Annotated in this window: 9 protein-coding genes and 1 CRISPR repeat array; of the genes, 5 read left to right on the top strand and 4 right to left on the bottom strand. The window is 39.5% G+C overall.

The window, feature by feature from the left end; genetic code table 11:
* Positions 1-35 precede the first annotated feature (35 nt).
* The 5 genes from K1I53_RS06350 (at position 36) to K1I53_RS06330 (ending at position 4,144) form a co-directional block, all read left to right on the top strand.
* Complete coding sequence (locus tag K1I53_RS06350) at positions 36-944, top strand: DMT family transporter (RefSeq protein WP_223328781.1); 909 nt, start codon at positions 36-38, stop codon at positions 942-944.
* An 85-nt stretch (positions 945-1,029) separates the two neighbouring features.
* Complete coding sequence (gene dapD, locus K1I53_RS06345) at positions 1,030-1,728, top strand: 2,3,4,5-tetrahydropyridine-2,6-dicarboxylate N-acetyltransferase (RefSeq protein WP_223328780.1); 699 nt, start codon at positions 1,030-1,032, stop codon at positions 1,726-1,728.
* A 70-nt stretch (positions 1,729-1,798) separates the two neighbouring features.
* Positions 1,799-2,929, top strand: a complete 1,131-nt coding sequence (locus K1I53_RS06340) for an N-acetyldiaminopimelate deacetylase (RefSeq protein WP_223328779.1) — start codon at positions 1,799-1,801, stop codon at positions 2,927-2,929.
* A gap of 11 nt (positions 2,930-2,940) precedes the next feature.
* Entirely contained in the window at positions 2,941-3,480 is a 540-nt protein-coding gene (locus K1I53_RS06335; protein ID WP_223328778.1) for a 5-formyltetrahydrofolate cyclo-ligase, read from the top strand.
* Positions 3,464-4,144 (top strand): rhomboid family intramembrane serine protease, encoded by a 681-nt coding sequence (locus tag K1I53_RS06330; protein ID WP_223328777.1) that lies wholly within the window; start codon positions 3,464-3,466, stop codon positions 4,142-4,144. The genes K1I53_RS06335 and K1I53_RS06330 overlap by 17 nt, the downstream gene beginning before the upstream one ends.
* A 48-nt stretch (positions 4,145-4,192) precedes the next feature.
* A CRISPR array of direct repeats spans positions 4,193-6,405; the repeat unit is 36 nt; unit sequence GTTTTGGAACCATTCGAAACAACACAGCTCTAAAAC.
* Positions 6,406-6,495: 90 nt separating this feature from the next.
* On the opposite strand, the gene csn2 is transcribed toward K1I53_RS06330, so the two are convergent.
* The 4 genes from csn2 to cas9 are packed head-to-tail and all read right to left on the bottom strand — an operon-like array spanning position 6,496 to position 12,539.
* Entirely contained in the window at positions 6,496-7,158 is a 663-nt protein-coding gene (gene csn2, locus K1I53_RS06325) for a type II-A CRISPR-associated protein Csn2 (protein ID WP_223328776.1), read from the bottom strand.
* A complete protein-coding gene (cas2, locus tag K1I53_RS06320; RefSeq protein WP_223328775.1) occupies positions 7,148-7,492 on the bottom strand; it encodes a CRISPR-associated endonuclease Cas2 in 345 nt (114 codons plus the stop codon). Before cas2 ends, csn2 begins: the two co-directional genes overlap by 11 nt.
* Positions 7,489-8,355 (bottom strand): type II CRISPR-associated endonuclease Cas1, encoded by an 867-nt coding sequence (cas1, locus tag K1I53_RS06315; protein ID WP_223328774.1) that lies wholly within the window; start codon positions 8,353-8,355, stop codon positions 7,489-7,491. The genes cas2 and cas1 overlap by 4 nt, the downstream gene beginning before the upstream one ends.
* Positions 8,355-12,539 (bottom strand): type II CRISPR RNA-guided endonuclease Cas9, encoded by a 4,185-nt coding sequence (gene cas9, locus K1I53_RS06310; protein WP_223328773.1) that lies wholly within the window; start codon positions 12,537-12,539, stop codon positions 8,355-8,357. The genes cas1 and cas9 overlap by 1 nt, the downstream gene beginning before the upstream one ends.
* Positions 12,540-12,880 lie beyond the last annotated feature (341 nt).

The following is a 12,880-nucleotide window of genomic DNA, read 5'->3' as shown; positions in this document are numbered from 1 at the left end:
TTTTTTCTTTTTTCATTTCGTGTTACAATAGGAGAATGAATAAGTATCAAAAGAAGATTTTTAAGGGAACTCTATATTCACTGTTGTCAGGTCTGATTTGGGGAATTTGTGGTATTTTAGGAGAATATTTTTTTGCCCATTATCAGGTGTCGTCTGGCTGGATCACTTCCATGCGTTTGCTAGTGGCAGGGAGTTTGGTTTTAGTTTTATCAGCCTTTCAGTTACGCACCCAGTTATTGGATATCTGGCGGGACAAGAAAAATTATCTGCCTTTTTTAGCCTATGCTATTCTAGGTATTTTTTCTGTGCAGTTTTTCTTTTATCTCTGTGTTGAGTATTCCAATGCGACGACAGCAACGATTTTGCAATTTATCAGTCCAGTTTTTATCTTGTTTTATAATCGTATCGTCTATCAAAAGAAGGCTTCTATCACAGCCATTCTCTATGTTTTGATTGCCATGCTAGGTGTTTTTTTGATGGCCACAAAAGGAGATTTGTCCCAGTTGTCCATGACTCCCTTAGCTTTGGTCACTGGACTCCTCAGTGCTGTAGGTGTTATGTTCAACGTTATCCTGCCTCAGCGTTTTGCACGTGACTATGGTTTTGTGCCAACCGTTGGTTGGGGGATGTTGCTAGCAGGTGTTTTTAGCAATTTTCTTTATCCTGTTCATCAGATTACCTTTCAACTTGATGTGACGAGCCTTTTGATTTGTTTTGCTATTGCTGTGTTTGGGACGGCTTTTGCTTTTTTCCTTTCGATGAAGGCTGTGCTACTCGTCTCACCGTTAGTTGTGTCAGTTGTGAGTGCCAGTGAACCTTTATCTTCCGCATTGTTAAGTGTACTATTTCTAGGTATGGTTTTGGATGGTTTTCTAGCTTTGGCTATGATTTTGATTATCGTCCCAATGGTTTTCTTATCAATAGAGGAAACGAAGGAAAGGTAAAATGTTCTGTTCGAGTGCTTAAGGCTTCAAATTTGAAGCCTTTTTTGGTAGAATAGGTATCATTATAAGGAACCAGGAGGCGCCTATGACTGCCACAAAAATGAATGCCCAAGAAATCATCCAATTTATCGCCAATGCTGAAAAGAAAACCAGTGTTAAAGTAACCTTTGAAGGACAACTCGCAACTGCTGTGCCTAGCTCTGTTGTCAAACTAGGAGATGTCCTATTCGGAGACTGGAAGGATGTGGCTCCGCTTCTCGAAGGTTTGGTAGAAAATCAAGATTATGTTGTCGAGCAAGATGCTCGTAATTCTGCAGTTCCTTTACTAGATAAGCGTGATATCAACGCACGTATCGAGCCAGGTGCTATTATCCGTGACCAGGTGGAAATTGGTGACAATGCTGTTATCATGATGGGGGCTGTTATCAATATCGGTGCTGAAATCGGTGCAGGAACCATGATTGACATGGGTGCCATCCTTGGTGGTCGTGCCATCGTTGGAAAGAGCAGCCACGTTGGCGCGGGTGCAGTTTTGGCGGGTGTGATTGAGCCAGCTAGTGCTGAACCAGTCCGTGTCGGAGACAATGTCCTTATCGGTGCCAATGCAGTGGTTATTGAAGGAGTCCAAATCGGTAGTGGTTCAGTTGTCGCTGCAGGAGCTATCGTGACGCAAGATGTCCCAGAAAATGTAGTGGTAGCAGGAATTCCAGCTCGTATTATCAAAGAAATTGACAGCCAAACCCAACAAAAAACAGCGCTTGAGGATGCGCTTCGTACCTTGTAATTGCAAAAGTAAAAAAAGAGGCGGAACCCTTTTTCCAGCCTCTTTCTTCTATCAAAAGGAGGATCGATAGATGTTAGATTTGATTCAGACTAGACGAGATTTACACCAGATTCCAGAGATTGGCTTGGAGGAGTTCGAGACTCAGGCTTATTTGCTGGATGTGATTGAGAAATTGACAGTGGGCAAGGGATTTGTTCAAGTTCGTACTTGGCGGACAGGTATTTTGGTTTATTTGCAGGGAAGTCAGCCGGAGCGGACCATTGGTTGGCGAACAGACATTGACGGTCTGCCTATCGTCGAACAAACAGGCCTTTCTTTTTCTTCCCAACATCAAGGTCGTATGCATGCTTGTGGCCATGATTTTCATATGGCTATTGCCTTGGGCTGTCTAGAACGCGCCCTTGAGGAGCAACCCAAGAATAATTTGCTCTTCCTATTTCAGCCTGCTGAAGAAAATGAAGCTGGAGGTATGCTCATGTATGAGGATGGTGCTTTTGGGGACTGGCTACCAGATCAGTTTTATGGGCTCCATGTTCGCCCGGATCTGAAAGTCGGCCAGATTGCGACCAATACTCACACGCTTTTTGCTGGAACTTGCGAGGTTAAGATCCGTTTCAAAGGAAAAGGAGGACACGCAGCTTTTCCGCATGAAGCCAATGACGCCTTGGTTGCTGCTAGTTACTTTGTGACCCAAGTACAGTCAGTTGTCAGCCGCAATGTCAATCCAATCGAGGGAGCGGTGGTGACCTTTGGCCTTTTCCAAGCTGGAACAACCAACAATGTCATTACAGACACAGCCTTTTTGCATGGAACCATTCGGGCCTTGACTCAGGAAATGAGTCTCTTGGTACAAAAAAGAGTCAAGACAGTCGCAGAAGGGGTTGCAGCAGCCTTTGATATGGAAGTCGAAGTGGAACTCAAGCAAGGAGGCTACCTACCTGTTGAGAACCATCCAGCCTTGGCGCGTGAACTGATAGACTTTTTTGAAGAGAAAGACGGGATTGAGTTGATTGATATCGAGCCGGCTATGACTGGTGAGGACTTTGGTTATCTCCTTTCGAAGGTAGATGGCGTTATGTTCTGGCTAGGTATCGATAGTCCCTACGCCCTTCATCACCCTCAGATGAGCCCTAAGGAAGAGGCCTTAGCCATTGGGGTAGATGCGGTCTCTAGTTTCTTGAAAAAGAAGGCAGCAGAGTAGAGGAATTGTCTATGAAAGCAGAACTACGCAAGAAAATTTTGCAAGAAATGAAGGCTCTATCTCAGGAGCAAAAACAGGCTATGGATCGAGCTTTAACTGAGCGTTTTTTACAACACCCTTTTTACCAAAAAGCCAAGACCATCGCAACCTATCTCTCCTTCCCTCATGAATTTCAAACGCAAGGATTGATCAAGCGGGCGCTGAAGGACGGCAAAAAGGTTCTGATACCCAAAACCTATCCCAAGGGGCGGATGGATTTTGTGGTCTACGATCCGCAGCAGTTGGTAAAAACTTCCTTTGGTTTACTGGAACCGCAAGGAGACTTGGAAGTGGTGGAACCGTCTCAGATTGATTTAATTCATGTTCCGGGCTTGGCTTTTACAACAGAGGGCTATCGGATTGGATATGGTGGAGGCTACTATGACCGCTATCTGGAACATTTTGCTGGGCATACCATGAGTACAATCTATCCTTGTCAAGTTCAGGAGTTTAACTCGGAAAACCATGATATTCCCGTCCAGGAGGTGCTAATCTATGAAGGAAATCTTTGATAAACGCTACTCTGTGACTAGTTTTTTTCTCCTAGTGACTGGCTTTGTATTTCTACTGATGCTGATTACTACGGGTATCAACTTTGATCAAGTCAAAACTCTGTTTCAGTTTGGAGCTATGTATGGACCGATCATTCGCCTGTTCCCAGAGCAGATTTGGCGCCTATTTTCGGCTATATTTGTGCATATTGGATGGGAGCATTTCATTGTCAATATGATTTCTCTCTACTTTCTTGGACAACAGGTGGAGGAGATTTTCGGCTCTAAGCAGTTTTTCTTTCTCTATCTCTTATCAGGAATGATGGGCAACCTCTTTGTGTTTGCTTTCACACCGAAAGTCCTAGCAGCAGGGGCCTCCACTTCTCTTTACGGACTATTTGCTGCGATTATCGTTTTGCGCTATGCGACTCGCAGCCCCTATATCCAGCAGTTAGGGCAATCCTACCTGACGCTTTTCGTTATAAATATCATTGGAAGTATTCTGATTCCAGGAATCAGCCTAGCAGGGCATATTGGTGGTGCAGTAGGCGGTGCTTTTCTAGCAGTCATTTTTCCAGTTAAATGGGAGAGAAAGATGTATAGTACCAGCCAGCGAATCGGGGCAACCGTACTTTTTATCGCACTAGCCGTTTTCCTTTGCTATAAGGGAATGAGCTATGTGTAGGGTTGGAATAGTTAAAAAGCTACTCATTTTTTGAGTAGCTTTTTATGTAAGTTTGAACCATTCGAAACAGCACAGCTCTAAAACAGAAATGTCGCTTTGATTCAGGAACAGTGGGTTTTGGAACCATTCGAAACAGCACAGCTCTAAAACTTTCTATTATGTGCTATGTAATAAATGCGAGTTTTGGAACCATTCGAAACAGCACAGCTCTAAAACTGTCGATTGGATATTTTTTAAATACTTCATGTTTTGGAACCATTCGAAACAGCACAGCTCTAAAACATACATGGAAAGCAAGGAAGCGGACGACTGGTTTTGGAACCATTCGAAACAGCACAGCTCTAAAACTTAGAAGCAAGAATACCTTTCACTTGTTTAGTTTTGGAACCATTCGAAACAGCACAGCTCTAAAACTGCTTATAACATACACCCCAAATCTCACATGTTTTGGAACCATTCGAAACAGCACAGCTCTAAAACCTTTCTTCGACTTCTACGGTCGGCATTTTCGTTTTGGAACCATTCGAAACAGCACAGCTCTAAAACGTAGATTGCATGAGGTGAAGGTCGTTATTTGTTTTGGAACCATTCGAAACAGCACAGCTCTAAAACTGCTTTCCATTGTCTCAAAATTGATAACATGTTTTGGAACCATTCGAAACAGCACAGCTCTAAAACGAAATTAAGGAACAGAAACAGAAGGCAGAAGGTTTTGGAACCATTCGAAACAGCACAGCTCTAAAACAAACGCTATTTCCCAATTACTAGAGAATCTGTTTTGGAACCATTCGAAACAGCACAGCTCTAAAACCGTCAATATGAGTTATTCAGGTATGCAGAAGTTTTGGAACCATTCGAAACAGCACAGCTCTAAAACAATTCAAATTGGCTAACCCATTTAAAATAGTTTTGGAACCATTCGAAACAACACAGCTCTAAAACCTAACATGGACAAGGCAAGCGTACTTGCTCGTTTTGGAACCATTCGAAACAACACAGCTCTAAAACTATAAATATGAGTTATTCAGGCATGCAAAAGTTTTGGAACCATTCGAAACAACACAGCTCTAAAACGCCGTTATGCCAGCGGACACACCAGCGCAGGTTTTGGAACCATTCGAAACAACACAGCTCTAAAACTTTGGGGTCTTAGATGGAGCAACTAAAACAGTTTTGGAACCATTCGAAACAACACAGCTCTAAAACCTAAGACCCCAAAAGGAGAATATGCCTGGGTTTTGGAACCATTCGAAACAACACAGCTCTAAAACGTCGCGTCCAGCTGCTCCAGGAATACCTTGGTTTTGGAACCATTCGAAACAACACAGCTCTAAAACACAGTATGCCAATTGATAAGCAAAACGCAAGTTTTGGAACCATTCGAAACAACACAGCTCTAAAACCAGGCTACAGGTATAGAACTGCTGACCACAGTTTTGGAACCATTCGAAACAACACAGCTCTAAAACACCCCAATCCAAAGAAGGAAAAAAGCCTAGGTTTTGGAACCATTCGAAACAACACAGCTCTAAAACGACGTATGTATTACATTAGCTAAGAATAAAGTTTTGGAACCATTCGAAACAACACAGCTCTAAAACGTTTGACTGCATAGTCTGGCTTCAGAATAAGTTTTGGAACCATTCGAAACAACACAGCTCTAAAACAGATGTCGCTTGTAATTCTTATAACTCATTGTTTTGGAACCATTCGAAACAACACAGCTCTAAAACGTCGCGTCCAGCTGCTCCAGGAATACCTTGGTTTTGGAACCATTCGAAACAACACAGCTCTAAAACACAGTATGCCAATTGATAAGCAAAACGCAAGTTTTGGAACCATTCGAAACAACACAGCTCTAAAACCAGGCTACAGGTATAGAACTGCTGACCACAGTTTTGGAACCATTCGAAACAACACAGCTCTAAAACGTTTGACTGCATAGTCTGGCTTCAGAATAAGTTTTGGAACCATTCGAAACAACACAGCTCTAAAACGAGAACTGCCACGCATTAGCATAGGCTTCCGTTTTGGAACCATTCGAAACAACACAGCTCTAAAACTTGTCGATGAACCTCTTAAACAGATACTTCGTTTTGGAACCATTCGAAACAACACAGCTCTAAAACTTGTTGGCCATAGAGAAGTATTGCACTCCCGTTTTGGAACCATTCGAAACAACACAGCTCTAAAACAATAACTTTGCCGTTCCAGATGAAAAATATGTTTTGGAACCATTCGAAACAACACAGCTCTAAAACCTCGTAGAAAAATTTTTCTCACGAAATTTCGTAATCGCGCCATTCGTCCCAGCCAGACTTCAGTTCGTCTGATTCCAATTGTTACTCTTATTATACCATATTTTCAGGATTCAAGAAATAGTCTTGATCCAGCACATACTGCGGAAAATCATAGACTTTTCGAGGTTCAACAAATAAGACTCTTAGTTGATTGAGTTGGATATACTCTATCAGATTTACTAACTCATCCTTTGATAGATAGGCGGTCGCATTGATGAAAACAAGGAGTTTCTTTTTGGAAAGATATTTAAAAACCTGAACAATTTCTAGCATCTTTTCAAAAGGTGTATCACTTAGAGTTTCCACTTTGACCCCTAACGCATCGATCAACTCTAGAATGGTGATTTCATCGTACTCTAGGTCTAGTTCGTTTTCCAAGCACTCAAATGCCAGCAATTCTGTTATCGTAGCTACCAGCTTTTCAATCATGGATTTGACTTCTGGTTTGTCATTGAGTTGATTTTCAAGATCCGCATGTATCAGCTTGAGCATAGCAGGTGAGTTGAGATTGTATCCTAAGACATCCGTTATCACTAGTAACTCGGACTCTTTCAGAGCCTTTAGATTTCTATCAAACAACTTCAACTCCCCATCATCAGTATATTGGTAGAACTGCTTGACGATAGTTGAAAAGGTAAACTGGTCTTCCAATACTAAAAAGGTTGTATTTTCAATAGCTAATGGTTCATCCAATAATGGGAAATTAATCTTCATCTCTAGGCTCCTCTCCTAGAAAAACTAAACGTGCATCGGAGTTTGCTACGCTGGTATTTCGCTCACCATTTAAGTAAATCATGCGAGAAAATTGCTTTTCTGTAACGGTTAAGAGAGTAATGTTTCCTTTTTTGGGATTATGAGTTTTGAGTCGCTCAATCATGGCGTTATTAGCAGAGTTATTAAGCAAAAGCTTGCTATAGATGGAGAATTGGTGCATGATAAATCCCTCATCTATGAGGAACTTGCGAAATTTCCGATAGACCTTACGTTCCTCTGCTGTATCAACGGGCATATCAAACATTAAAATCATACGCATATATCGATAACTCATATCCTAAACTCAGGAACTCCTTTCTCCGGTTGATTGAGAGCTTGAATGACTTTCTTAGTATAGTCGCTGACGATATTGGTCAAATACATATCCTTGCCATTGTAGTGGAAGGTGTCCGAGAAAATAGTGAAAAGTTCTCGCTTGATTTTGACAAAAGAACTGTTTCGATTTTCATAGACGATTCTGTCAATAATCGGACGAAAAGGTTCCATGATATCGCTAGCTAGGTTGAATTGATTAAACTGATTAGCATGTTTCAATCCAAATTGGGTCATACAGCCAGACAACACAATCTCACGCGCAAACATACTCAAAATCAAGGTGTAACCGTAGTCCAAGGCGGCATTGACATCATTATCCTGCTCACGACTAAAATCATTTCCAAACAAGGTATTAAAATAAATCCGAGCAGCATGTCCCTCACGATTGCTCGGATCAAACAAATCCAACCCATGATAGAGATCGATGACGGACTGAGATTTTTCCAGAAAACCACAACTCCCCAGATAAAAAGCCTGATTGAGAATTTTTTGTGCAATAATGGTGGTCCAAACTTGTGCTTTAGCCTTCTCGTTCCATGTGATTTGACGAGAGAGTTGCAAACTGGAATCGTGCCGACCGTAGTAGGGCATTAAGTATGCGGTTGGCAGGCGTTTATCATCACAAAAGATGACCAGAATATTTTCATCCACCAATCGCTTAATCAACATGGTTGAGAGTACGATATCTGTCGTCTCCAAAAGTAAGATATCCACCTCGGACAGGTGAATTAACTCTGTCCGAGAGGCATCTTTAAAAATTAAGTGATTGTTCTTGTAGGAAAGTTTAGAGTGTGTATTGACTATAACGGTTCTCCATCCCATTAGTCTTCTCCTAGTTTGCTTAAGTCAATCCTAGTCTCGTAGAGACCAGTGATGGATTGGTGAATGAGGGTGGTGTCGAGGAGTGATGAAGGTGTATAGTCCCTGTATCGTGGAATTTTTACTCCTAAAAATTCGAAATCAGAGGCGCTTCCTTGTGATGTCAATTCGAATAAACCAGCATTTTTACTATTTTCTGGACCAATGAAGCTGAAACACAATTCTTTGATATCTACTGTTTCCCAATCTGTAAATGCTTGCCGGATTCTCTCTCCATTTTTTAACGCCCCAACATACTTTTCGTTAAAATCAAGTACATAATCTAAGAGTTTGGCAAACTCATCCCTATATTTCTCAACATACTCTAAGTGTTCTGGTTCGAGTGCCTTATTAATATTCTTAGCATGATACAAAAGAGTCGTATACTTTTCGGGGATGACCAATTCATTACCTTTATGAATTTCTCCTCGTTTATTGTTTGTTGATAGAATACTTGCTAGCCTCCTTCTTGTACCATCAGGAAACTCAAACAAACTATACTTAGGCAATGTAATAGTTGAAAGAATTTTTATATATCCTTTTTCAAGAAGATAGTTTTCCTTGTTATTTTCAAAATTTATTTTATCTAAAATAGAGATACCTTGAAACTCAAGAATTGTCTTTTGTTGTTTTTTCGCTCCTTTTTCGATAATAGCTTTAACTAAGATCGCGTATGAGTTAGAAATACCAGCGTAACCACCGTATTTTCGTGGATCAAGTCCTTGTTTAATTGGAACAAGATTTTCTTTACTACCTTCTGATGGTTTAGGAGATGGATTAGAATTGAACAATCCTTTAGGCTTACCTCTGTCTAGACCATGTGTCTGAATTTCTGTCTTCTTCACAATATTCACCTGTGGATAGGAAAGTACTTTTTTGATGGTTGCGAAATCTTTTTCCTTATTCCAAGCGATTTCTCCAGTGTCTTTGGAGTATTCGATATTCTCTCTTTTTACGATAGTTCCGTCTGCGTAATGTACTTCCTCTTTAAAGAAGTTCAACAAGTTTGAGTAGAAGAAATACTTTTCAGTTGCTTTTTCGATTTCTTTAGGGTCTTTGGATCTTGAGATGTATCTCTTAAGATCGTACTTTTGATAGTTCCCATAGACGAATTCAGGCTCTAGTTTAGGATATTTCTTAAGGATAGCCTTAGCAACCACTGCATTTAAATAGGCATCATGCGCGTGGTGGTAGTCATTGATTTCCCGCACCTTGTATAACCTAAATTCTTTACGGAAGTTGGAAACTAGATTGGATTTCAAAGTGATGATTTTGACGGTACGAATCTTCTGGTTTTTCTCATTCACTTCTGTATTGAAGCGGACATCCAAAATCTGTGCAACATGTTTTGTGATTTGACGCGTTTCAACCAACTGACGCTTGATAAAGCCAACTTTATCACGTTCATCTAGTCCACCACGTTCATCTTTGGTTAAATTATTAAATTTACGTTCTGAAATCAACTTAGAATCCAACAATTGTTGCCAAAAAGCTTTTCTTTTTTGAACAACCTCCAGACTAGGAACATTATCAGATTTACCACGATTTTCCTTTGATTTGGTTAAGATGCGGTTATCGAGAGAATCGTCCTTTATAAAGGCCTGAGGGATGATGTGGTCAATGTCATAGCTACTTAATTGATTGATGTCAAGAGCTTCCCCTGTGTACATATCTTTTCCATTTTGGAGATAGTAAAGGAAGAGGCGGTCGTTTTGAAGTTGATTATTATCTGTTGGATTTTCTTTTAATATATTTGAATCAAGCCCAGATGCTAATATTTTCAGTGAATCTTCAATGCGTTTATATCTTTGTTGGGAATTCTTTTTCCCTCTGGCAGTAGTTTGATTTTCTCGAGCCATTTCAATCACAATGGATTCAGGAGCATGCCCCATAACCTTAACAAGTTCATCAACAATCTTGATACTTTGTAAAATTCCCTTTTTAATGGCAGGGCTTCCTGGAAGTTCTTGAACAACTTGCTTCAAATCATCTGTTTTGCCAACGACTTGTGCCTTTTGGATAATTTCCTTGAAAGAAAGTCTGTCATCATTGATTAACTGCATAAAGTTACGATTGTTGTAATCGTCATTGATCAGATAATCAAGAATCGTTTTGCCAGTTTGTTTATTGCAGATGCCGTTAATTAGCTTAGCAGAGAGTTTTCCCCAACCAGTATAATGTCGACGAGTCAGTGCCTTGATTACTTTTTCATCAAAGAGAGAATTATATTGAGCAAGGCGTTGCTTAATCATCTTGCGGTCTTCAAAGATAGTTAGAGTATGGACAATATTTTCAAGAATCTCTTCATTTTTAGGGTCATCCATAAACTCTTTATCCTTGATGATTTTGAGTAAATCATGATAAGTAGAGAGACTTGCGTTAAATTGCTTCTCCATTCCTTTTAGTTCGATTCCATCGTAGCCATCAACAGTGTGTAGATAATGGATGATGTCTTTTTCAGTTACTTTTCTTTTATCCTCGGCTTTAAAAAATGTATAAAAAATATCTTTCTTTTGCTTTTTGTCTAAAAACTGATACCTTGTTAAACCTTCTGCAATAAATTTTACTTTTGTTAATTCATTATAGACAGCAAATGTTTCATACAACAGGCTGTGCTTAGGCAAAACTTTTTCCTCTGGGAGATACAAGTCATAGTTAGTCATCTTATTGATGAAGTCTTCCGCAGAGATTGCTTTATCAACAATTTCTTCGAAATTCCAAGGTCTTATTGCTTCATCAGAATTTCGAGTAAGCCAAGCAAAATCACGTTTTCCTCGAGCTAATGGACCAACGTAATAAGGAATACGGAAGGTTAAGATTTTCTCAATCTTTTCTCTGTTTTTCTTCAGAAATGGATAATGTTCCTCTTGCCGACGGAGAATGGCATTCATTTCTTGAAGATGAATTTGATGAGGAATAGAACCATTATCAAAGGTACGTTGTTTTCTCAAGAAATCTTCACGTTCAATTTTCTCAAGGAAATAATCTACTCCTTCGAATTTAGAGAGAAGATTTTTGATATATTTGTAAAAGGATTCTTGTGTGGTCTTGCCCTCGATATATCCAGTATACCCATCTTTAGATTGGTCAGAAAAAACTTCAACATATTTTTCTGGAAGATTGTTTTTGATGAATTGTTTTAAAGCTGCCAAGTCTTTTTGATGATTTTCATAGCGCTCAATCATAGATGCTGACAGTGGTGCCTTAGTAGATAGATCTGTGACAGTTAAGATTCCTGATAGAAGAATGGCATCATAGAGTTTTTTGGCGACTAGGAAAAGGTCTGCAAAGTCATCTCCAATTTGTCCAAGCAAGTTTTCCAAATCCTCATCACAGGTGTCTTTAGAAAATTGTAATGGTGCCTTTTCTTCTAAGTTAAAATGTTTTTTAAAATCAGCTTGATTTCCTACGATTAGTTTGAGAAATTCTGAAAAGAGACCAGTGGACTTTTCATCTGGAAAGAGTTTTAGAACGCGTTCTCTCTTTGCAGATTTACTAATTTTATCAGTAAAAATTGCTTCAACTTGTACACTTTGCTCACTAAGTGAACTTCCTTCAAAGGTGTTGTCGTAAATGCTTGTAAACTCGTTAAAGATTTTTTGGGTATCATTGTTTTTAATATCGAAAGCTTCTTCATATAAAAAATGCCCACGGTATTTAATCATATGAGCTAATGCTAGATAAATCAAGCGCAAGTCAGCTTTCTCTTTTGAGTCTGCCAGATGTTTTCTCAAATGATAGATAGTTGGAAATTGCTTATGGTATTCTTTTTCTTCTGCCAAGGTAGCAAAAATAGGATATTTACTTCCTCTCTTATCTTCAGGAATTAAAAAGGAGTCATCCAATCGATGAAAGAAACTACTATCCACCTTGCTCATTTCCTCAGCAAAGATTTCTTGAAGATAGCGAAGACGATTTTTCCGACGGGTATAGCGACGACGTGCTGTTCGTTTAAGGCGTCTAGCCTCAGCAGTAGTCCCCTCATCAAACAATAGAGCCCCGATGAGATTTTTCTTGATAAAGTGTTTATCGGTATTGCCCAAAACTTTCATCTTTTTGGATGGGACTTTATAGTCATCTGTAATGACGGCCCATCCGACGCTGTTAGTTCCGATATCAAGTCCGATAGAGTAAGGTTTTTTAGTCATCTATTGCTCTCCGTTTTATTGTGATTTAAAAGTTGTATCAGCAAGTGCTAATATATTAACTTTAGCTAAATTATATATCTTTTTACTATTAAAAGCAACAAATTATAAAACGTTTTCAATATAATTTTTTATAGTTGTAAAAATAAAATGTTATTCTATTTTATATAGATGTTCTCTTGCTATTTTTAAAAGAATGGTATATAATTTAGATGTTGGAACCATTCGAAACAACACAGCAAAGTTAAAATAAGGCTTTTGTCCGTACACAACTTGAAAAAGTGCGCACCGATTCGGTGCTTTTTATTATGTGACTAATAGTCAGATAAACAAAAGAAGAACTA

The sequence above is a fragment of the Streptococcus oralis genome, from assembly GCF_019929365.1.
GTDB classification, from domain to species: Bacteria; Bacillota; Bacilli; order Lactobacillales; family Streptococcaceae; genus Streptococcus; species Streptococcus oralis_BT.
The sequence above is the reverse complement of the archived record's forward strand: the minus strand, read 5'-3'. Positions and strand labels throughout refer to the sequence as shown.

What these genes read in the sequence shown, in the direction of transcription:
- K1I53_RS06350 (WP_223328781.1), top strand. Translation starts at nt 36, where the DNA reads ATGAATAAGTATCAAAAGAAGATTTTTAAGGGAACTCTATATTCACTG.
- dapD (WP_223328780.1), top strand. Translation starts at nt 1,030, where the DNA reads ATGACTGCCACAAAAATGAATGCCCAAGAAATCATCCAATTTATCGCC.
- K1I53_RS06340 (WP_223328779.1), top strand. Translation starts at nt 1,799, where the DNA reads ATGTTAGATTTGATTCAGACTAGACGAGATTTACACCAGATTCCAGAG.
- K1I53_RS06335 (WP_223328778.1), top strand. Translation starts at nt 2,941, where the DNA reads ATGAAAGCAGAACTACGCAAGAAAATTTTGCAAGAAATGAAGGCTCTA.
- K1I53_RS06330 (WP_223328777.1), top strand. Translation starts at nt 3,464, where the DNA reads ATGAAGGAAATCTTTGATAAACGCTACTCTGTGACTAGTTTTTTTCTC.
- csn2 (WP_223328776.1), bottom strand. Translation starts at nt 7,158, where the DNA reads ATGAAGATTAATTTCCCATTATTGGATGAACCATTAGCTATTGAAAAT.
- cas2 (WP_223328775.1), bottom strand. Translation starts at nt 7,492, where the DNA reads ATGAGTTATCGATATATGCGTATGATTTTAATGTTTGATATGCCCGTT.
- cas1 (WP_223328774.1), bottom strand. Translation starts at nt 8,355, where the DNA reads ATGGGATGGAGAACCGTTATAGTCAATACACACTCTAAACTTTCCTAC.
- cas9 (WP_223328773.1), bottom strand. Translation starts at nt 12,539, where the DNA reads ATGACTAAAAAACCTTACTCTATCGGACTTGATATCGGAACTAACAGC.